We start from the raw sequence: 18870 nt of genomic DNA, 5'->3' as shown, positions 1-18870 counted from the left end.
CTTTAAAAAACTTTGTAATTTGTTAGGCGTGATAATACAACATAAGTAATGATTCCAGCGAGAAACAAACCGATATAGTAGTTAAATAAGAAACTAAATTGAGTTATTTTATAGCCACCTAGTAATGCAAAGTAAATGGTTGTCCCCCATATCCATATTCGTAAATGTTTTTGGAAAATAAATATCTTTTGAGTGTTTTCATTTGGCGATCGTGTATATAAATATGCACCAAGTAGTAAGTAAAATATTGTATAAAAAATAGGGACTAACATCGATTTAGCAGAATAATACGTATAAGATGCTGGATCTCTTAAAGTAGTTGGATTATTTTCTTTTTTTCGTGATTCTGGATTATATTGGTGATAAATCGTGAAATTATATATCGGTGCAACTATATTTGTTTTTTGATTGATTTCATCAAGCTGTTGATACAAGTTTTCATTTCTAGTATCTGTAGCATGTAAATAGTTTATTGTAAAATTGTACAATAATGAAGTAAATGTAAGTCCCATTAGTAGCCATGGAATACAAAAAACAACTTGTGAAACAACGCTCCCAGTAAAAGTACCGATACATAATGCAGCTGTATAGACTGCAACATAAGAAACAATGGCATAAAGAAAGTATCGATGAAATGGACTAAATGATTGATACTCAAAATGAATTGTTGTTCTATAAATAACGTACATAAGGATCCAGTTTACAAGGAGAGACCCTGTAATCCAGAATGAACCGAAAGCCCATTTAGAGAAGAAAATATCTTTTCTTGTAAATGGCATTGTCATAAGTAGGGTATTAGACTGGTTGCTACGTTCCCATCCTATTAATAGACAAGCTAAGGAAATAATAAGAATGGTTAGCCAAAAACTATTACCTGTATTTGACCAAAAAGCATAATAGTAATAGAACGTTCCCTTTTCTTGCAATTTATAATAATTAGCAAGTTGTTGCTGAGCTGCTTTATAGTATCCGAAAGATAAAAGATAAAGTGTACTCAAGAAAAATAGTAACGCAGCATATTTCCCGCGCTTCCAATTCCACATCCACAGCGCCTTATGAAACATACCCATCCCCCTCAAGTGTCGTAACGAAGACATCTTCAAGTGACATTGATAATTCTTCAATGAGTATTGGTTGCTCTTTATAGAACTTCTCCAGTGTTGTAGCCACATTTCCCTTAATTAAGATTGTATATACTTTTCCTGTTTGATTTAATATTTTAATATTGCTTAAGTTTTCTAGTTTTTGAGGTAGTGATCGTTCGTAAGCAACTTGGACTTTAGCAAATCGTGATTTTGCATCATCTAGTGATGTAATAGAATCTATTGTATGTCTTTTTAAAATAATGATTGTATCGGCAATTTTTTCAACTTCGTCTAAATGGTGAGTGGAGATGAAAATTGTAATTTCTTTCTCTGCTACTTCTTCAACGAGAAATTGTAGAATCTGTCTTTTAACGATAGGATCAAGTCCGTTTGTCGGTTCATCTAAAATGATATATTCTGCTTTTGCAGCGAAAGCTAAAATGATCGCAAGCAGTGCTTTCATTCCTTTTGAGTAACTACGAATACGTTTGTTTGGTAAATTAAAACGTTCTAACAGTTCATAGAAATATGGTTCATCAAATGCAGTATAAACTGCTTTATAAAACTTCACGATTTCCTTCACTGTATATCCGTTTAATATATTAGTAGAATCTGGAACGTATACAACTTTTTGTTTAATTTCAGGATGCTTATGAACATCTATATCCTCATATGTAACAGTTCCTTCATCGGGGTCTAAAATGCCGACCATCGTTCGTAATAAAGTTGTTTTCCCTGCGCCATTTCTTCCGAGCAATCCGACGATACTACCTTTTTGTAATGTGAAAGAAACATCGTCTAAAATCGTTTGGTTATCAATTGTTTTCTTCAAGTTTGTCACTTTCAGCATCTGTATTTCCTCCAATCTCTTTATAGTATGAATCTATCCAATCGTGAATTTTATCTTTCGTAATCCCGAGATAAGAGGCTTCTAGTAATAATTGATGAAATTGCTTTTCAACCATAGCGATTTTCCTTTCGTCTAATGTTGGGGTAATCGATTGGGCTACAAATGTTCCTTTTCCTCGTAATGTTTCAATAATCCCTTGTCGCTCTAATTCTTGATAAGCTTTACTTACTGTATTTGGATTTATAACGAGCAAAGAAGCGAGCTCGCGTACAGAAGGTAGCTTATCACTTGGAGCTAACATATTTTTTAGTACGAGCTCTTTTATATTTTGAACAATTTGTTCCCATATCGGAGTGTTGCTTCTTGGATCAAGTTGAATATGCAAGAGCAATGTCTCCTTCCTGATGAGTATTAAGTGTACTACTACGTGTAATACACTTAATACAATATCGGCAATTACTTTATTTGTCAAATGAAATTAATAGAAAAATATGGTATTAAAAATGAGTAAATTGGAAAAAATAGGTTTGATATAGAATGGAGGGTTAGTCATGAAGCGAGTTTTTGGAATACTTGTTTGTTTCATGTTATTGCTTTCTGGTACTTCAGTTAGTTTTGCGCAATCTGAGAAAACGAAGCCGGAGAAAACAGAAGAAGCCGCGCCGAAGTTAGCGGAACAAGCGTCGTCAGCGATCGTAATTGAGCAAGATACAGGTAAAGTTTTGTTTGATAAAAATCCGAATGAAAAGTTACCACCTGCTAGTATGACAAAGATTATGACAATGCTATTAATTATGGAACAAGTTGAAAAAGGAAAACTAAAACTAAACGATAAAGTTAGAGCGAGTGAACACGCAGCTTCAATGGGCGGATCACAAATTTTTCTAGAACCTGGGGAAGAGATGACTGTAAATGAAATGTTAAAGGGCATTGCAATTGCATCTGGAAATGATGCATCTGTTGCAGTAGCCGAGCATATCGCTGGTTCAGAAGAAGGATTCGTAAATATGATGAACAAAAAAGCGAAAGATTTAGGACTGAAAAATACACATTTTCAAAACCCAACAGGTCTCCCGGCGAAAGATCATTATTCCACAGCAAATGATATGGCTATTATGGCGAAAGAATTGATGAAGTATCCACTTATTCGAAAATATACAGGTAAATATGAAGACTATTTACGTGAAAATACGGATAAGAAATTTTGGCTCGTTAATACGAATAAGCTAGTACGTTTTTATCCTGGAGTAGATGGAGTGAAAACGGGCTTTACGACAGAAGCGAAATATTGTTTAACAGCATCGGCTGAGAAAAATGGTATGCGTGTTATTTCAGTTGTTATGGGCGCACCTACATCAAAAGAGCGGAACAATCAAGTAACGAAGCTTCTTGATTATGCATTTGGACAATACATGACAAAGAAATTGTATACACGTGGTGAGAAAATTAAGACTGTACAAGTAGGAAAAGGTAAGGAAGAAAAAGTAGATTTAGTTGCGTCAGACAATGTGTCTCTTCTTATGAAGAAGGGCGAAAATATGGACAAAGTAAAACAAGAAGTGATTGCTGAAAAGAAAGTGAAGGCACCGATTAAAAAAGGTGATGCACTTGGCACACTTGTTATTAAAAGAGATAAAGATGTTTTATTAAAACAAACAATTGTAGCGAAAGAAGATGTTGAGGCAGCGAGCTGGTGGGAGTTATTTAAAAGAAGTTTTGGGATGTTTTCAACATCAAAATAGCGGCAAAAATTTTGACGTTTTTCTGTTCGTATTTACTGAAATAATTGCTGAAAGGTTTCACTTTATGACGAAATAGTTCTTCTTTTGTCAGTAGGAAGGATTCTGATTTTATATCACGAAAATCTTATGTTAATGAGTAAAGTTTGAGCATAAGGAGGAAATCGTGTGAGTCTTTCCATGCATTTAGAAGTAAAACGTGACGTCTTATGTGTGAGGCTAGAGGGCGAGTTAGATCATCATACTGCTGAAGAGTTGCGAACGAAAGTCACAGATATGATTGAGACACATGGTGTTCATCATATTATTTTGAGCCTAGAGAACTTAACATTTATGGATAGTTCTGGTTTAGGCGTTATATTAGGCCGATATAAACATGTAAAGGGATTAGGTGGAGAAATGGTTGTCTGTGCAATTTCACCTCCTGTTAAGCGTTTATTCGAAATGTCAGGCCTATTCAAAATTGTTCGTTTAGAAGAAAGTGAAGCGCATGCGCTCGCGACGTTGGGGGTGGCATAAATGAGAAATGAAATGAACCTTCAATTTTCAGCGTTAAGTCAGAATGAATCATTCGCTCGTGTTACGGTAGCTGCTTTTATTGCGCAATTAGACCCGACGATGGAAGAACTAACAGAGATTAAAACAGTTGTGTCAGAAGCGGTTACAAATGCAATTATTCATGGGTATGAAGGAAATGCAGAAGGTGTTGTTTATATTTCAGTGATTTTGGAAGAAGCAATGGTGAAACTCACGATTCGAGATGAAGGGATTGGTATCTTTAACTTAGATGAGGCAAGACAACCCCTTTTTACAACTAAACCTGAATTAGAGCGTTCCGGAATGGGATTTACTATCATGGAAAATTTTATGGATGAAGTAGAAGTTATTTCAAACGAATCTTTCGGGACAACAATCCATTTGACAAAATACTTATCAAATAGTAACGCTCTATGCAATTAAGGAGAATAGCCAATGGACATAGAGGTCAGAAATGAGAAGAAGAAACCTCAGTTAAAGGACCACGAGCTAAAAGCGTTAATTCAAAAAAGTCAAGATGGAGATCAACAAGCGAGAGATACAATCGTTCAAAGTAATATGCGTCTCGTATGGTCGGTTGTGCAGCGATTTCTTAATCGAGGATACGAACCAGACGATTTATTTCAAATTGGATGTATTGGACTCTTAAAATCGGTAGATAAATTTGATTTATCTTTCGACGTGAAATTTTCAACATATGCAGTTCCAATGATTATCGGTGAAATACAACGATTTTTACGTGACGATGGATCAGTGAAAGTAAGTAGATCTTTAAAAGAAACAGGAAACAAAGTCCGAAAGATGAGAGACGAGCTTTCGAAAGAATTTGGAAGGGCTCCAACGATTAATGAGGTAGCAGAGGCTCTTGAACTAACGCCGGAAGAAGTTGTTCTGGCGCAAGAAGCGAGTCGTGCTCCTTCGTCGATACATGAAACTGTGTATGAAAACGATGGAGATCCAATTACTATTTTAGATCAAATTGCAGATCAATCGGAAACGAAATGGTTTGATAAAATTGCTTTAAAAGAAGCAATTAGAGAATTGGATGAACGAGAAAGGCTAATTGTGTATTTGCGCTATTATAAAGACCAAACCCAATCAGAAGTAGCGGAGCGCATAGGCATTTCGCAAGTACAAGTTTCAAGACTTGAAAAGAAAATATTAAAACAGATGAAAGATCGAATAGATGAATAGCTATCTATTCGATTTTTTTATTGTCACGAAAAGGAGAAGATTCCAACTATTGCTAAAAAATTTACAGAATTTATTGATAATTCAGTTAATTTAAACTATAATCCAAGTATGAACTTGTCACAAAGGGGGAAGGAAACATGGAAACGAGGGCTGGATTTATTTTTGCAGCAATCGGTTCCGCTGTTGGACTAGGGAATATATGGCGTTTTCCTTATACAGCGTATGAAAACGGGGGAGGCGCATTCTTTTTACCGTACTTATTTGCATTATTAACAACTGGTATTTCATTGTTAGCTTTCGAGTTTGCTCTTGGGCATCGTCATCGTGGTTCGGCGCCACTTACATTCGTCCGTATTCATCCACGTACTGAATTTATTGGGTGGTGGCAAATGTGTGTGACATTTATTGTTTCAACATATTACGCTGTAATCATTGCTTGGTCTATTTCATATACGTACTTTGCAATTACTGGAGCATGGGGGAAAGACACGCAATCATTTTTATTTAAAGAATATTTACATGTTGCAGATAAGCCAGGACAATTCGGTGGGCTCGTACCAGAAGTATTAATTCCATTGGCTCTCGTTTGGATTATTGTGCTTGGTGTTGCATTTAAAGGAGTTAGAAAAGGAATCGAAGTTGTTAACCGCATTTTTATTCCTTTACTAGTTGTTATGTTCCTTATTATCGTTGTTCGTGCAGTGACGATGGAAGGTGCGATGCAGGGGCTAGATGCATTCTTTAAACCAGATTGGAGTCGTATTTTTGATGGGAAAGTATGGCTTGCTGCTTACGGTCAAATTTTCTTTAGTTTATCTTTAGCATTCGGAATTATGATTACGTATTCTAGTTATTTACCGAAAAACTCAGATACAACAAATAATGCTTTTATTACAGGATTTGCAAATTCAGGATTTGAATTATTGGCAGGTATTGGTGTCTTTGCAGCTCTTGGATTTATGGCGAATAACATGGGGGTACCGGTTGATAAAGTAGCTAGTGCTGGTGTAGGACTTGCATTTGTAGTATTCCCGCAAATTATTAATGAGTTACCGATGTCGCCGTTATTTGGTGTATTATTCTTCTTATCTCTAACTGTTGCTGGAATTACATCACTCATTTCACTTGCAGAAGTATGCTTTGCCGCTGTATCTGAAAAATTCGGTTTGAGTCGTCAAAAGACGATTGGAATTATGGGAACGCTATTAGTATTAGTTTCTCTTGTTTTTGCAACGCGTGGTGGACTTATGTTCCTAGATGTTGTTGATTACTTCGCTAACAATTTTGGATTGATTACAATTGCACTCGTTGAAGTAGTTACAATAGGACTAATTCTACGCCGTTTACCAGTTTATCAAAATCATGCAAACTTTGTATCTGATATAAAGTTAGGAACGTTTTGGAGAGTGAGTTTACTCGTTATTACTCCACTTATGTTAGGGTATATGTTAATTGATGGTACAATCCAAAACATTAAAAAGAACTACGGAGGTTATCCAACAGAGTTTGTTGTAACGTATGGTTGGTCGATAGCGGCAGCGTTTCTTATAGTTGCACTAGTCATTAGTCTGAAGAAATGGAATGCACAAATACATTCAGACTCTGCCCAGCTTGAAAAAGAATGGAAGGACCGAGGTGTTTCATGATGAGCGGATCAGCGATTATGATGATGGTTATAGGTAGGGTAGTCATTTGGGGAGGACTTGCATTAAGTATTGCAAATTTATTTAAGAAAAAGACATAAGCTAAAAACATCTGTACCGAAATGGTACAGATGTTTTTTTTATGAAAAAATTGTATTAGAAAAAATTCCAATAACCATACTACAACTACGAGGAAGAGTGAAGGGGTGAATGAAAATTGGAACAAACGATTTATATTAAAATGCGCAATCGCTTAAAAGTGTCTCCTACGTATGAAGTAAAGCTGAGCGATGTTGCGCAACTTGCCGGAGATTCTTTGGTAGTTGAGTCGTTACAAAATGAGATAGTCTACAAAATAACAGCGCATGATAAAACACATGTTGTAATTGATGTTATGAAAGTGATTGAGATTATTCAACAAAAAGCGGCTCACATACAAATTAATTTACTTGGTTCTGGACAAACTCTTGTTGAAATTATATATGAAAAAAAGAAAGTGCATCCGGTTTTCTTCGGACTTGTATGGTTGTTACTTTTCATTGGAGCGGCCCTTGCGATCATTTATTTCCATGAAGATGTAAGTATGCAACAAGTACACCAACGGTTATATTACATGATTACTGGAGAATTTAAGGCGCAACCACTTTTATTTCAAATTCCTTATTCATTAGGTCTTGGATTAGGTATGGTCTTATTTTTTAATCATGTATTTCAAAAGAGAATTAATGAAGAGCCGAGCCCATTAGAAGTTGAGATGTTTCAATATCAGCAGTCGCTTGATCAATATGTAATTGTTCATGAAAACAAGGATAATATGAAAAAGATTGCTGATGATTGAATGTGCATTTGTTGTATTAATTGGTTTAGCTGGAGGGATTGCAGTAGGTAGCGGATATGTCGCGTTTTTAGCTGTACTAGGTATAATCCCTCGTTTAGCTCAATTAACGAGAAGTGGAAGGCATATTCAATATTTTGAGTGGGCGGTCATTGCAGGTACTTTAGCAGGGTCTTGGTGTAGTTTGAAAAATATTACATTTCAAGCGTCACAATATTGGCTTGTTATATTAGGGATATTTTGTGGCACATTCATTGGAATGCTCGCTGCGGCGTTAACGGAAGTGTTAAACGTTTTACCTATTTTAGCGAAACGAGTAAGGGTAGAGGGGAAAATTGTTGTTTTACTCGTTGCTCTTGTACTTGGGAAAGTAATAGGCTCGTTGTTTCACTGGATTTATTTCGTAAAGTAGGAGGCAATATATATGGCAGGGCGAAAATTGAAGGACGATTACATAAATAAAGTGAAGGAGTACCATCCAAAACCGAACTATTTCATAAATTGTGTGAAGGCATTTCTTGTTGGTGGACTCATTTGTACGGCGGGAGAAGTGTTGATGAAATTTTATATACATTACTTTCACTTTAGTGAGAAAGAGGCAGGAAATCCTACAGTTGCAACTCTTGTTTTACTATCAGCGATTTTAACAGGGTGTGGTGTATATGATAAAATCGGGCAGTTTTCTGGAGCGGGATCAGCAGTACCAGTTACTGGATTTGCGAATTCTATGGCGAGTGCCGCACTAGAACATAGGAGTGAAGGGATTGTTCTAGGAATCGCTACTAACATGTTTAAGCTTGCAGGAAGTGTCATTGTATTTGGAGTCGTCGGTGCATACATTATCGGGTTAATAAGATATACATTTCAAATTTTAATGTCTTAAAGGAGGGGTGGGTATGAGATTGACAGGAAAACAAACGTGGGTATTTCAAAATGATATCTTCGTGAATGCAACTGGTACTGCTGTCGGTCCGAAAGAAGCTGAAGGCCCTCTTGGAAAGGATTTTGATATTTCATATTCTGACTTACATTGCGGAGAGGAAAACTGGGAACTTGCTGAACGAAGGTTAATGTCAGACTCAATTCAACAAGCGATGCAAAAAGGGAATATAAAAAAATCGCAAATTGATTTCTTTTTAGCGGGAGATTTATTAAACCAAACAGTGACAGCAAATTATGTTGCTCGTGAGTATGGTATTCCTTTTTTAGGGATGTTCAGCGCTTGTGCGACGTCAATGGAAACTTTGGCGGTTGGATCAGCTTTTATAGATGGTGGATTTGCGAATCGTATTTTAGCTACAGTAAGTAGTCATAATGCGACGGCTGAAAGACAATTTCGTTACCCAACAGAATACGGAGGGCAAAAGCCAGAGACAGCAAACTCAACTGTTACTGGAGCAGGGTCAATATTGATTAGCAATGAGGAGAGTGAAATTAAAATAACAGCAGCAACAATCGGCAAAGTACAGGATTTAGGAATTGCTAATCCTTTAGATATGGGATCAGCAATGGCACCAGCTGCTGCTCATACAATTCAACAGCATTTTGAAGATTTGAGAAGAAGTGCAGCTGATTATGATCTTATTGTTACTGGTGATTTATCAGCTGTTGGGACACCAATTGCGAAACAACTTTTACTTGAGGAAGGGTATGATTTGGGGAATGTATACAACGATTGTGGATTAATGATTTACAATTCGAATCAAGAAGAAGTGTTTGCAGGGGGCAGTGGTTGTGCTTGTTCAGCTGTTGTAACATACGGCCATTTATTGCGTGAAATGCAAAAAGGGAATTTACAAAGAATTTTTGTCGTTGCAACTGGAGCTCTATTAAGCCCCATGATGATGCAACAGAAGGAAACGATTCCAACGATTGCGCATGGTGTTGTGTTTGAAAGCGTTAAAGGAGAGTGAATTGTGGATTTTGTATATGCATTTCTTGTAGGAGGAGCTATTTGTGTAATTGGACAAGTGCTGCTAGATTTCGCAAAGTTAACACCGGCACATTTAATGGCAACTTTTGTAATCGCCGGAGCTATTTTAGACGGATTCGGATTGTACGATAAGCTTATAAAATTTGCAGGTGCTGGGGCAACAGTCCCTATTACAAGTTTTGGACACTCACTATTGCACGGGGCAATGCATGCGGCAGAAAAACATGGATATTTAGGAATTGGAATCGGTATGTTTAGCTTAACGTCTGCGGGGATTTCAGCAGCGATATTATTTTCATTTTTTGTTGCACTTATATGTAAACCGAAAGGATAAATCAAATGAGACGAAGGGTTGTTTTGGTCACAGATGGAGATGAATATGCAAAGCGGACAATTGAGCTGTTAACAAAGGAATTTGGGGGAAGGTGTATTTCAGCATCGCAAAGTAATCCGACCAAATTGACAGGGAAGAAAGTTGTTGAGCTTATTATGCAAACGCCATATGACCCTGTATTTGTCATGTTTGATGACAGCGGATTTATAGGAGAAGGATCTGGTGAAAGGGCGTTAAAGTATGTCGCAACACATAAACAAGTTGATGTACTGGGTATTTTAGCGGTAGCATCTAATACACATCATTGGGAATGGGCGCGTGTAGATGTAAGTGTAGATCGGAATGGGAATTTGACAGAATATGGCGTTGATAAATTTGGACTCCCAGATGGTGAAATTGGCAGGATTAGTGGGGATACGATTTATTGTTTAGATGGTCTGAATGTTCCTCTCATAGTGGGGGTCGGTGATATTGGCAAGATGTGCGGAAATGATGAATGGGAAAGAGGGTCACCTATTACTAGAAAAGCGATTCAATTAATTTTGGAAAGGAGTGGGTTTTATGACGAAGCCTAAAAAAGTGAATATCCCGATTTCATCTTTTTTAAGTGATAATGAAAACTACTTAAAGCAAACAGTCGGACTCGGTGTTACATACGATGTTGGTATTCGTAAATTTCAAATTTTAAATAAAGAAATTGGTGTGTTATTTGTAAATGGACTTTGTGATACGAATTATATTATCCCTATTTTAGAAGAAGCGGTGGATACAAATGAAATAAGGGATGTAGAAGAAGATACAGTGAAGCTTTTAGAGAATCGTTTAATCCATCAACAAGTAAGTAAAGTGAAAACGATGGATGAGGTAATGCTCCAAGTATTATCAGGACTCATTATTATATTTGTGGAAGGCGAAACGGAAGCGTTCGCAATAGATGTTCGTAGTTATCCGGGCCGGACACCGACAGAACCAGATACAGAAAAGGTAGTACGCGGTGCAAGGGATGGTTTTGTTGAAAATATCGTTGTAAATACAGCATTAATTCGTAGAAGGATACGCGATCCACGTCTTCGAAATGAAATGATTCGAGTCGGAGATAGATCGCAAACGGATATTTGTATTACATACGTTCAAGATGTTGCAAATCCAGATTTAGTAAAGATTATAAAACAAGAATTAAATAACATTGATGTAGACGGGATTACGATGGCGGATAAAACAGTAGAAGAATTTGTAGTTAAACAAGGTTATAATCCATTCCCGCTTATTCGATACACAGAAAGACCAGATGTAGCAGCAAATCATCTATTAGAAGGACATGTGTTAGTACTCGTTGACACATCACCAAGTGTTATGATCACTCCAACAACATATTTCCACCATTTACAGCATGCAGAAGAGTTTAGACAAAATCCAGCTGTAGGTACATTTTTACGTTGGGTACGTTTTTTAGGTGTTATATTTTCGCTGTTCTTACTGCCATTTTGGTTAGTTTTTGTTTTTAATCCAACTCTTTTACCGGAAAGTCTTGCTTTCATTGGACCAAACAAGATGACGCACTTACCGATTTTATTACAAATTTTGATGGCGGAAATCGGGCTCGAGTTTTTAAGGATGGCTGCCATTCATACACCGACATCATTGTCGTCTGCAGCAGGATTAATTTCTGCCATATTAATTGGTCAAATTGCAATTGATGTAGGTTTATTTGTACCAGAAGTTATTTTGTATGTAGCGGTTTCTATGATTGGATCATTTGCAACGCCGAGTTATGAACTTGGACTTGGAAATAAGGTTGGAAAATTGTTTGTCATTATTTTAACAGGCATATTTCATGAGATGGGATTTGTAATCGGAATGACGATATTGATTCTATTTTTAACTTCTATTAAAAGTTTACAAACACCGTATTTATGGCCGTTTTTACCGTTTGATTGGGGCGCGTTAACAAAAATTTTGCTCCGTCCAACTATGTCTAGTTTAAAGGTTCGTCCAAGTATTGTAAGACCTCAAAATGTGCGAAGACAAAAATAAGCGGGATTATGCTTCCGCTTATTTTTTATTGAAAATTTATTGTTTTTTTAACAAAAATCAAACATTTTTTTTGTACAATTAGAGTAGATATTGTGTATGAAAGGGGAAGAGGACATGATTAAACTATTTGTAAGTGATTTAGATGATACGCTCGTTTACAATGTGAATCATATGCAAAAAGAAGATGAACGAGCGCTTTGTTGGCTAGCTGAAAAAGGGACAAATATTTGTTTTGCCTCTGGCCGTTTTACTCACCGAATTGATGAGGCGGTAAAAAGGTTTTCGTTCCCGTATTACACAACTAGTTTAAATGGAGCGACAATGATGCTACCGGATGGAAAAGTATTTCATGAATCGAGTTTTGAAGATGGGGTTGCCCAGGAAATATATCGATATATACATAAAAAGGGACTAGCAGATATTGTTTGTGCAAATGAGCAGCGATATACAAAAAGGAAGAATGAACATCATCATACTTTTGAAGAGTATATGGGAGTGCATATTGCTGAAATCGAAGAATTAGAAGAGGAATTTGGGAAGACTGTACATCCTTCGAAATTATTTGTTTTTGGAGAAGAAGAAATAATTGTAGCATTAGATCAAGAGTTGCGAGATACATTTCATAGCGAAGCGGAAGTTTTTATATCGGGTAAGCGATATGTTGACATTATGCCAAGAGGTGTAAGTAAAGGAAGCGCTCTGAAGCGATTAATGGAACATTTACAAATTGAAGCAAATGAAGTTGCATGTATTGGAGATTCTTTCAATGATATTTCTATGTTTGAAGTAACCCCGCACTCCTTCACCCTCCATCATGCTCATCCGTATGTGAAGGAGAAAGCAAATCATGTTGTTCGTTCGGTTGAAGAGGCTATTATGAAATTACCGTTACTTGTATAAAAAAGAAGCTCGTCACTGGCGAGCTTCTTTTTTACTTGAATAAAGATTTAACGAAATCAATGATACTAGAGAAGAAATCTTTTACTTTATCTAGGAAACTTTGTCCTTCTTCAGATCCTAAGAAGGCAGACACATGGTCTTTTGCTTTATCTAATTGGCTACCAACTTGGTTCCAATCGATATTAAGATTTTTCATTTTATCAAATAACGATACTAAGTTATCCAACTGTTCATCTGTTAATGTAATGCCAAGTTGATCAGCAATTTTTTTAATTAATGAACGTAAATCTTCAGTTGTTTTTGGCTGTTCTTTTGCAATCTCTTCTTTAATTTTTGCAACAAGTTGAACTGCTTTTTCTTCACCGATTTTATCACCAAGTTTTGCTGTTTGTACCATTTCTTCATTGGCTACTTTTTTAACATCTTCTGGAATTTCTTTGTTCGATGTTGTTTCATAGGCCTTCATTAAACCTGTTAAAGCAGCAGTTCCGGAAACTTTAAATGGTGCAGTAATTTGAATCTCTGCATCTTTCACACCTGCTGTAATAAGTGCATTTGTGTACATTGCATCTGTTATCGAATTAATGTTTTTTGAGCGTACAATGAGACCTGACCCTGGTTTTGTGTATGTAATCATAGAAGAGGAAATTGCTCTTGTACCAATTTGTGCTTTTGGAACAATTCCTTCTAGAAATTTATGTTCTTCCGCATTAGACACAGTGATGATTGTAGCGTCTTTTGGTGCTTTCATTTCTTTTAACAGCTCTTGTTTTTGTTGTTCAGATAAGTTTTCTCCTAGTGTAACAATTGATTCTCCCTCAATGATGTCTGCAAATGAAGCTGTTGGCATAATAAATACGGCTACAGCTAATAGCAGAGCTAGTAATTTCGCTTTCACGAAAAATCGCTCCCTTTCTCTTTCTGAAATTTTCGGGCAACACAGTTATTATAGTATATTTTTAAAATTTGTCACCTAGCTTTTTCCACATTTCGAAAAAGAAGTATGCAGATTGTCGGATTCTTTTTGTTTCTCGTCATGAATATGGTAATATAGTGCTGAGATAGTTGAAAGGAGACATATACATATGAAAACTTTAGGATACATATTAATGGAAAATGGCGAAAAAATCGATTTAGAATTTTTCCCAGAAGAGGCACCAAAAACAGTAGAAAACTTTAAAAAATTAGCAGAGCAAGGATTTTATGATGGTGTGACATTCCACCGAGTTATTCCTGGCTTCGTAAGCCAAGGTGGAGACCCAACAGGCACAGGTGCAGGTGGCCCAGGTTACTCTATTCCATGTGAGACTGATGGAAATCCTCATAGACACCTTGTTGGATCACTTTCTATGGCACATGCTGGTCGTAATACAGGTGGTAGCCAATTCTTTGTTGTTCATGAGCCACAACCGCATTTAGATGGCGTACATACTGTATTCGGTAAAGCAACAAGCGGTATTGAAACGGTATTAAACATGCGTCAAGGCGATGTAATGAAAGAAGTTAAAGTTTGGGAAGAATAAGTTGTGAGAAAAAGAGAGCGATTTTGCTCTCTTTTTTATTTCCTATAAACAGGAATTGGTATATATTTTAAAGTATATGACACAAATAGGACGGCTACTAACTTTAAATTATATTGTTCATGAGAACACACTTTTAACAAAATACATAGGATGGAGTACGAATTATATGCTTCAATAAATGTATTTCTCTTAACATATTGCTTTTGGTAGAACTACTTTGTTCAAAAGTGGTTAATAAGTGAAATGTGATGAGAAAGGGATTTTCCTTTTAGTTCCTATACAGTATTGTCTCTTTTTTGAGCGGTGTAATAGAAAGAAATAGCGTGGAAACATATATTTGACTTTCTTCCTAACGCTTTGTATGATTATCAAGTTGTTTCAGCCTCTTCTCACTCTGGTAAAAATATTGTAGAATGAATGTGATATGAAAAGAGTGATTGATGGGATAAATAGTTTGTAACTTTTGTAAGAAGGGATAAGGGTTATGTTAATTCGTTTTAAAAAAAGTTATGAAAAGATTGCAATGGGGCTTCTTTCATTTATGCCAACTGAAAAAGATGTAAAAACATTACAATTGACAATGAAAGAGTATGAAGCGAAAGAGGATTGGCAATTGTATTTGTGGAAACAAAATGAAGATTTTGTTGGGATAATGGGGATTATAAAAAAAGAAGATCAGGTATTGGAAATTCAGCATTTGAGCGTGAATCCGTCTCACCGTCATATGGGGATTGGGACGAAGATGGTTCAAGAGCTTAAGAGTAAATTTCTTGAGTTTACAATTTGCGGAAATGAGCAAACGGCAAGTTTTTGCAAAAAGTGTAAAGAGCTTGAACAAAATATACATTCATGAAAGTAGGGATAAGTAGTTTATTATCTCTGCTTTCTTTTTTGTAGTTGTTCGTGTCGTTCAGAAATGACTTCTGTTCGATCACGCAATGTGTGCTTATTTATGATGTATTCACCAGGAATGACGTTCACATCTTTCCAAGAGAGGTTTTGTTTCTTACATAACTGTATGCATTGTTTTTCTAACGATGCGTCTAATAAGGGTAAAAATAACGGCGCGAAAATTTCCTTTTTGTGGATAGATTGTAACCTTTCATTTAATAAGAATATAAGTTGTTTATGATCTATTCCTAATTGATATAACGGTATACTGTTCTTTTCTAAAAGTGCTATTGCGCTTTTTATCATCTTCTCTGCACCATTCCAGTTGGATCGTCTGTGATGGTATAAGGAAACAGCAACTTGAATGAGACCGACTAAGTAATTGTCGCGTTCTCCTCTAGGTTTTAATTTCCAATACTCTTCTAATATTTCATGACATTCAAAATAATCATAGTCTCCGTGAAAATGAATTAAAAATTGTATGTACTCGGTAGGATACATTTTTTTCGCTCCTGTCTAACGGTTATATGTACAGTTTATCATAGAAATATTAACAATAAGCGACTAGGGAAATATCCCTAGTCGCTTTATTGCTTCATATTAGCAGAAGCAAGCTGCTCCTACAATGATTAGTAAAATGAACAGTACAACAAGTAATGCGAACCCACCGCTAAAACCGCAATCAACGTGACCCATAGTTTTTTGACCTCCTACATTGTTCTTACTACATTGTTATCATATGAAGCGGTGGGCATTATGACATGGGCATAGGTCTATTTTTAATTAAATTTCTTAAAAAGGTTGGATAGAACATGAGTATGCTCTATACTTATGTTGTTATAGAAAAAATGTGGTGGGATGCTTTGTGCAGTATAATTTTAAAGTAGAGGCTTTTGAAGGGCCTTTAGATCTATTGTTACACTTAATACATCGTTACGAAATTGATATATATAATATTCCTGTAGCGGAAATTACAGAGCAATATCTATCTTATGTCCATACGATGAAAGAATTACAATTAGATGTTGCCAGTGAGTATTTAGTAATGGCTGCAACGTTATTACAAATTAAAAGTAAAATGTTGTTACCGAAACAAGAAGAAGATGTACCTGATAACGGTGAAGACTTTATAGATGACCCTCGTCAAGAATTGATGGAGAGGTTAATTGAATATAAGAAATATAAGCAAGTTGCTACTGAGTTAAAAGAAAGAGAACAAGAAAGAGCACAGCTATATACACGTCCGCCAATTGATTTTACATCATTTCAACAAGAAGAGGAGACAAGCTTACCTCTTGATGTTACGTTATATGATATGTTAGCGGCATTTCAAAAGCTAATGCGTCGTAAAAAAGCAAAGACCCCCGTAACAACGCGAATTACTCGCCAAGAAATACCAATTGCACAGCGAATGACTGATATTCTACAACAGTTAGAAGTAAAAGGCGGTCGTCAAAGCTTTTATGATTTGTTTGCTGATGAAGAACGCGAAATAATGGTTGTAACATTTTTAGCGGTTCTTGAGCTAATGAAAAATCAACAAATCATAATTGAGCAAGAACATAATTTTGATGAAATTTTCGTGTTAAGCTCTAATAAATCCGTATAGAGCCAGCAAGTGAAGATGGGATAGAAATATTTTATCTTATGTTAGGTTTTAATGTATCGTTTGGAACGAGAGAAGAAATATTGAACCGAACGCATTTACTGTGATTCGGTTTTTTTATGTGTATTTTTATGGAAAATAGGAGGAAGGAGTTCGTAAAATGGATAGAAAAGAACAAAAAGCGATTATTGAAGGGCTTTTATTTGTTGCAGGTGACGAAGGGATTTATCCGGAACAGATAGCTAAGGTTCTGGAAGTTGAAGTGGAAGAAGTAATAAACAGTATAGAGGAAATGCAAAAAGAATGTGAAGGATTGAATCGAGGGCTGCAAATTGTACAATATGCAAAAGTGTATCGTTTTGCAACAAAGAAAGAACATGCTGCATACTATCAAAAATTAATAAATACCCCAACAACGGCTTCACTGTCTCAAGCAGCTCTTGAAACGTTGGCAATCGTTGCGTACCGTCAACCGATCACAAGGACAGAAATGGAAGAGATTCGAGGAGTGAAAACAGACAAGGCATTACAAACGTTAGTTTCACACTTACTTATAAAAGAAACGGGAAGAGCGGAAGGGCCAGGGCGCCCTATTTTATACGGAACGACGAAAGAATTTTTAGATACGTTTGGATTGAAAACATTAGATGATTTACCACCTCTTTCGGAAGAAAATGAACAAATGAATGAAGCAGATTTATTCTTTGGTTCTTTACAGGAATTATCAAAATAAAAGCTTAGCATTTTGCTAAGCTTTTTTTGTATATCAATTACAGAGCGTGCCATACTAAATGAAAAAAGGAGACGAGTTATGAAAGGTGTACGGAGTATTCTATTGTTGGTTTCTGTTTTATTATGTTTTTCGTTAAACAGCGCATCGGCTAAAAGATATATGATGTCTATTCATACTACGTCTCCTATACATATGCAGCGGCAACATTTTGGTAAAATGAAAGTGAGTTTTTTAAAAGTTGGACAAGGTGATGCGACACTTATTACATTGCCAAATGGTCAAACGATGTTAATAGATGGAGGTCCTTATGAAGCGGGAGAGGTTATTATTCAAAAACTAATTGAAAAAGGAATTAATCATTTAGATGTGATTGTAAGTACTCATCCTGATATGGACCATATAGGGGGGCTTATTCCAATTATAGAACAAATCCCGGTTTCACTCGTATTAGATAGTGGAAAAACATATAGTTCATTTACTTATCATACGTATCGGAATAATATTAAAAAAAGGGGCATACCTTTCATTTCAGTGAAGGAAGGACAATATATACCGCTAGATCCACATGTTTCTATACAAGTATTGAACAATGGTAAATCGAAAGACGAGAATAATGAGTCCTCAATTGTGTTAAAAATCCGATATGGTAAAGCTGACTTTTTATTAATGGGTGATGCTGATATACGGACGGAAAATGAAATATTAAAGCAATTTGATGTACATGCAGATGTATTAAAAGTTGGGCATCATGGCTCATATACTTCAACGAGTGAAACGTTCTTAAAAAAAGTAGATCCACAATTCGCTATTCTTTCGTACGGGAGTAGAAATCCGTATGGGCATCCTCATCAAAGTGTAGTAAGACGATTAAAACAGCGTGGTATAATGATATACGGAACAAACAAGCGTACTGTAGAAATAGAAACAGATGGTGAACATATTACTATGGGGGCTAGCGGTCTTATGCCATTACTTAAGTAACTAATTATATAAGAGGGTATTTTCCATTTTGGAAAAAATGAATAATATATAT

25 protein-coding genes are annotated in these 18870 nt (G+C 36.0%); 19 read left to right on the top strand and 6 right to left on the bottom strand.

Translation table 11 applies throughout. The annotated features are described in order from the left end of the window. Nucleotides 1-2 precede the first annotated feature (2 nt). The 3 genes from MR071_RS17950 to MR071_RS17940 are packed head-to-tail and all read right to left on the bottom strand — an operon-like array spanning nucleotide 3 to nucleotide 2320. Nucleotides 3-1064: an ABC-2 transporter permease gene (locus MR071_RS17950; protein WP_105584628.1), complete on the bottom strand. Its 1062-nt coding sequence runs from the start codon at nucleotides 1062-1064 to the stop codon at nucleotides 3-5. Beyond that, nucleotides 1054-1935 (bottom strand): ABC transporter ATP-binding protein, encoded by an 882-nt coding sequence (locus MR071_RS17945; protein WP_105584629.1) that lies wholly within the window; start codon nucleotides 1933-1935, stop codon nucleotides 1054-1056. The genes MR071_RS17950 and MR071_RS17945 overlap by 11 nt, the downstream gene beginning before the upstream one ends. After that, the gene (locus MR071_RS17940; RefSeq protein WP_002145907.1) at nucleotides 1901-2320 is read right to left on the bottom strand and encodes a GntR family transcriptional regulator; all 420 of its coding nucleotides are present in this window, start codon (nucleotides 2318-2320) and stop codon (nucleotides 1901-1903) included. The genes MR071_RS17945 and MR071_RS17940 overlap by 35 nt, the downstream gene beginning before the upstream one ends. A gap of 166 nt (nucleotides 2321-2486) precedes the next feature. On the opposite strand from MR071_RS17940, the gene dacF reads away from it, so the two are divergent. The 14 genes from dacF to MR071_RS17870 all read left to right on the top strand — a co-directional run bounded on the left by dacF (nucleotide 2487) and on the right by MR071_RS17870 (nucleotide 13084). Continuing rightward, nucleotides 2487-3677 carry a serine-type D-Ala-D-Ala carboxypeptidase DacF gene (dacF, locus tag MR071_RS17935; RefSeq protein ID WP_105584630.1) on the top strand — a complete coding sequence of 397 codons (1191 nt, stop codon included), beginning with the start codon at nucleotides 2487-2489 and terminating at the stop codon, nucleotides 3675-3677. Between the two features lie 165 nt (nucleotides 3678-3842). Further along, entirely contained in the window at nucleotides 3843-4193 is a 351-nt protein-coding gene (gene spoIIAA, locus MR071_RS17930; protein WP_002128957.1) for an anti-sigma F factor antagonist, read from the top strand. Further along, nucleotides 4194-4634 (top strand): anti-sigma F factor, encoded by a 441-nt coding sequence (gene spoIIAB / locus MR071_RS17925; RefSeq protein WP_001243400.1) that lies wholly within the window; start codon nucleotides 4194-4196, stop codon nucleotides 4632-4634. A gap of 12 nt (nucleotides 4635-4646) precedes the next feature. Next, on the top strand, nucleotides 4647-5405 hold the full coding sequence (gene sigF / locus MR071_RS17920) for an RNA polymerase sporulation sigma factor SigF (RefSeq protein ID WP_002111619.1): 759 nt from the start codon (nucleotides 4647-4649) through the stop codon (nucleotides 5403-5405). Between the two features lie 137 nt (nucleotides 5406-5542). Continuing rightward, a complete protein-coding gene (locus MR071_RS17915; RefSeq protein WP_242237308.1) occupies nucleotides 5543-7051 on the top strand; it encodes a sodium-dependent transporter in 1509 nt (502 codons plus the stop codon). Continuing rightward, a complete protein-coding gene (locus MR071_RS17910) occupies nucleotides 7051-7149 on the top strand; it encodes a methionine/alanine import family NSS transporter small subunit (RefSeq protein WP_242237305.1) in 99 nt (32 codons plus the stop codon). Before MR071_RS17915 ends, MR071_RS17910 begins: the two co-directional genes overlap by 1 nt. Nucleotides 7150-7265: 116 nt before the next feature. After that, nucleotides 7266-7886 carry a stage V sporulation protein AA gene (locus MR071_RS17905; protein WP_105584634.1) on the top strand — a complete coding sequence of 207 codons (621 nt, stop codon included), beginning with the start codon at nucleotides 7266-7268 and terminating at the stop codon, nucleotides 7884-7886. Next, nucleotides 7879-8295, top strand: coding sequence for a stage V sporulation protein AB (locus tag MR071_RS17900; RefSeq protein ID WP_242237304.1), 417 nt, complete (start codon nucleotides 7879-7881; stop codon nucleotides 8293-8295). Before MR071_RS17905 ends, MR071_RS17900 begins: the two co-directional genes overlap by 8 nt. Before the next feature lie 12 nt (nucleotides 8296-8307). Beyond that, the gene (gene spoVAC / locus MR071_RS17895) at nucleotides 8308-8766 is read left to right on the top strand and encodes a stage V sporulation protein AC (protein ID WP_002067042.1); all 459 of its coding nucleotides are present in this window, start codon (nucleotides 8308-8310) and stop codon (nucleotides 8764-8766) included. Between the two features lie 13 nt (nucleotides 8767-8779). Then, nucleotides 8780-9796 carry a stage V sporulation protein AD gene (gene spoVAD, locus MR071_RS17890; protein ID WP_105584636.1) on the top strand — a complete coding sequence of 339 codons (1017 nt, stop codon included), beginning with the start codon at nucleotides 8780-8782 and terminating at the stop codon, nucleotides 9794-9796. Nucleotides 9797-9799: 3 nt separating this feature from the next. Further along, nucleotides 9800-10150: a stage V sporulation protein AE gene (spoVAE, locus tag MR071_RS17885; protein ID WP_242237301.1), complete on the top strand. Its 351-nt coding sequence runs from the start codon at nucleotides 9800-9802 to the stop codon at nucleotides 10148-10150. A 5-nt stretch (nucleotides 10151-10155) separates the two neighbouring features. Continuing rightward, the gene (gene spoVAEA, locus MR071_RS17880; protein ID WP_105584637.1) at nucleotides 10156-10725 is read left to right on the top strand and encodes a stage V sporulation protein SpoVABEA; all 570 of its coding nucleotides are present in this window, start codon (nucleotides 10156-10158) and stop codon (nucleotides 10723-10725) included. Further along, nucleotides 10712-12184 carry a spore germination protein SpoVAF gene (gene spoVAF / locus MR071_RS17875; RefSeq protein WP_105584638.1) on the top strand — a complete coding sequence of 491 codons (1473 nt, stop codon included), beginning with the start codon at nucleotides 10712-10714 and terminating at the stop codon, nucleotides 12182-12184. The genes spoVAEA and spoVAF overlap by 14 nt, the downstream gene beginning before the upstream one ends. A 96-nt stretch (nucleotides 12185-12280) precedes the next feature. After that, entirely contained in the window at nucleotides 12281-13084 is an 804-nt protein-coding gene (locus MR071_RS17870; protein WP_142395760.1) for a Cof-type HAD-IIB family hydrolase, read from the top strand. Nucleotides 13085-13115: 31 nt separating this feature from the next. Here the strand turns inward: MR071_RS17870 and MR071_RS17865 are convergent, their stop codons facing one another. Beyond that, nucleotides 13116-13982: a DUF1002 domain-containing protein gene (locus tag MR071_RS17865; RefSeq protein ID WP_002111608.1), complete on the bottom strand. Its 867-nt coding sequence runs from the start codon at nucleotides 13980-13982 to the stop codon at nucleotides 13116-13118. A 187-nt stretch (nucleotides 13983-14169) separates the two neighbouring features. On the opposite strand from MR071_RS17865, the gene MR071_RS17860 reads away from it, so the two are divergent. Both MR071_RS17860 and ribT read left to right on the top strand, forming a co-directional pair. After that, complete coding sequence (locus tag MR071_RS17860) at nucleotides 14170-14607, top strand: peptidylprolyl isomerase (protein ID WP_000853785.1); 438 nt, start codon at nucleotides 14170-14172, stop codon at nucleotides 14605-14607. A 484-nt stretch (nucleotides 14608-15091) separates the two neighbouring features. Next, the gene (gene ribT, locus MR071_RS17855; protein ID WP_000908403.1) at nucleotides 15092-15460 is read left to right on the top strand and encodes a GNAT family N-acetyltransferase RibT; all 369 of its coding nucleotides are present in this window, start codon (nucleotides 15092-15094) and stop codon (nucleotides 15458-15460) included. A 20-nt stretch (nucleotides 15461-15480) separates the two neighbouring features. Here ribT and MR071_RS17850 read toward each other — a convergent pair whose 3' ends face one another. Further along, nucleotides 15481-15999, bottom strand: a complete 519-nt coding sequence (locus tag MR071_RS17850) for a DUF309 domain-containing protein (protein ID WP_105584640.1) — start codon at nucleotides 15997-15999, stop codon at nucleotides 15481-15483. 99 nt (nucleotides 16000-16098) lie between these two features. Next, nucleotides 16099-16194, bottom strand: coding sequence for a YjcZ family sporulation protein (locus MR071_RS17845; RefSeq protein ID WP_000510194.1), 96 nt, complete (start codon nucleotides 16192-16194; stop codon nucleotides 16099-16101). Nucleotides 16195-16363: 169 nt separating this feature from the next. On the opposite strand from MR071_RS17845, the gene MR071_RS17840 reads away from it, so the two are divergent. From MR071_RS17840 to MR071_RS17830, 3 genes are all read left to right on the top strand, one after another. Beyond that, nucleotides 16364-17107, top strand: coding sequence for a segregation/condensation protein A (locus MR071_RS17840; protein ID WP_002088436.1), 744 nt, complete (start codon nucleotides 16364-16366; stop codon nucleotides 17105-17107). A gap of 157 nt (nucleotides 17108-17264) precedes the next feature. Next, on the top strand, nucleotides 17265-17837 hold the full coding sequence (scpB, locus tag MR071_RS17835) for an SMC-Scp complex subunit ScpB (RefSeq protein WP_242237298.1): 573 nt from the start codon (nucleotides 17265-17267) through the stop codon (nucleotides 17835-17837). Nucleotides 17838-17915: 78 nt separating this feature from the next. Beyond that, entirely contained in the window at nucleotides 17916-18818 is a 903-nt protein-coding gene (locus tag MR071_RS17830; protein WP_105584642.1) for a ComEC/Rec2 family competence protein, read from the top strand. Nucleotides 18819-18870 lie beyond the last annotated feature (52 nt).

This window comes from Bacillus cereus group sp. BfR-BA-01316, assembly GCF_022664195.1.
Lineage (GTDB): Bacteria > Bacillota > Bacilli > Bacillales > Bacillaceae_G > Bacillus_A.
This window is presented reverse-complemented; position numbering and strand designations above follow the sequence as displayed.

Excerpts from the sequence above, each read along its gene's own strand:
- spoIIAB (WP_001243400.1), top strand. The coding sequence starts at position 4,194 with ATGAGAAATGAAATGAACCTTCAATTTTCAGCGTTAAGTCAGAATGAA.
- MR071_RS17915 (WP_242237308.1), top strand. The coding sequence starts at position 5,543 with ATGGAAACGAGGGCTGGATTTATTTTTGCAGCAATCGGTTCCGCTGTT.
- MR071_RS17910 (WP_242237305.1), top strand. The coding sequence starts at position 7,051 with ATGAGCGGATCAGCGATTATGATGATGGTTATAGGTAGGGTAGTCATT.
- MR071_RS17830 (WP_105584642.1), top strand. The coding sequence starts at position 17,916 with ATGAAAGGTGTACGGAGTATTCTATTGTTGGTTTCTGTTTTATTATGT.
- MR071_RS17845 (WP_000510194.1), bottom strand. The coding sequence starts at position 16,194 with ATGGGTCACGTTGATTGCGGTTTTAGCGGTGGGTTCGCATTACTTGTT.
- MR071_RS17950 (WP_105584628.1), bottom strand. The coding sequence starts at position 1,064 with ATGTTTCATAAGGCGCTGTGGATGTGGAATTGGAAGCGCGGGAAATAT.
- ribT (WP_000908403.1), top strand. The coding sequence starts at position 15,092 with ATGTTAATTCGTTTTAAAAAAAGTTATGAAAAGATTGCAATGGGGCTT.
- dacF (WP_105584630.1), top strand. The coding sequence starts at position 2,487 with ATGAAGCGAGTTTTTGGAATACTTGTTTGTTTCATGTTATTGCTTTCT.
- MR071_RS17945 (WP_105584629.1), bottom strand. The coding sequence starts at position 1,935 with ATGCTGAAAGTGACAAACTTGAAGAAAACAATTGATAACCAAACGATT.
- spoVAD (WP_105584636.1), top strand. The coding sequence starts at position 8,780 with ATGAGATTGACAGGAAAACAAACGTGGGTATTTCAAAATGATATCTTC.
- MR071_RS17900 (WP_242237304.1), top strand. The coding sequence starts at position 7,879 with ATGATTGAATGTGCATTTGTTGTATTAATTGGTTTAGCTGGAGGGATT.
- scpB (WP_242237298.1), top strand. The coding sequence starts at position 17,265 with ATGGATAGAAAAGAACAAAAAGCGATTATTGAAGGGCTTTTATTTGTT.
- spoVAC (WP_002067042.1), top strand. The coding sequence starts at position 8,308 with ATGGCAGGGCGAAAATTGAAGGACGATTACATAAATAAAGTGAAGGAG.
- MR071_RS17850 (WP_105584640.1), bottom strand. The coding sequence starts at position 15,999 with ATGTATCCTACCGAGTACATACAATTTTTAATTCATTTTCACGGAGAC.
- sigF (WP_002111619.1), top strand. The coding sequence starts at position 4,647 with ATGGACATAGAGGTCAGAAATGAGAAGAAGAAACCTCAGTTAAAGGAC.
- spoVAEA (WP_105584637.1), top strand. The coding sequence starts at position 10,156 with ATGAGACGAAGGGTTGTTTTGGTCACAGATGGAGATGAATATGCAAAG.
- spoVAF (WP_105584638.1), top strand. The coding sequence starts at position 10,712 with ATGACGAAGCCTAAAAAAGTGAATATCCCGATTTCATCTTTTTTAAGT.
- MR071_RS17860 (WP_000853785.1), top strand. The coding sequence starts at position 14,170 with ATGAAAACTTTAGGATACATATTAATGGAAAATGGCGAAAAAATCGAT.
- MR071_RS17870 (WP_142395760.1), top strand. The coding sequence starts at position 12,281 with ATGAAAGGGGAAGAGGACATGATTAAACTATTTGTAAGTGATTTAGAT.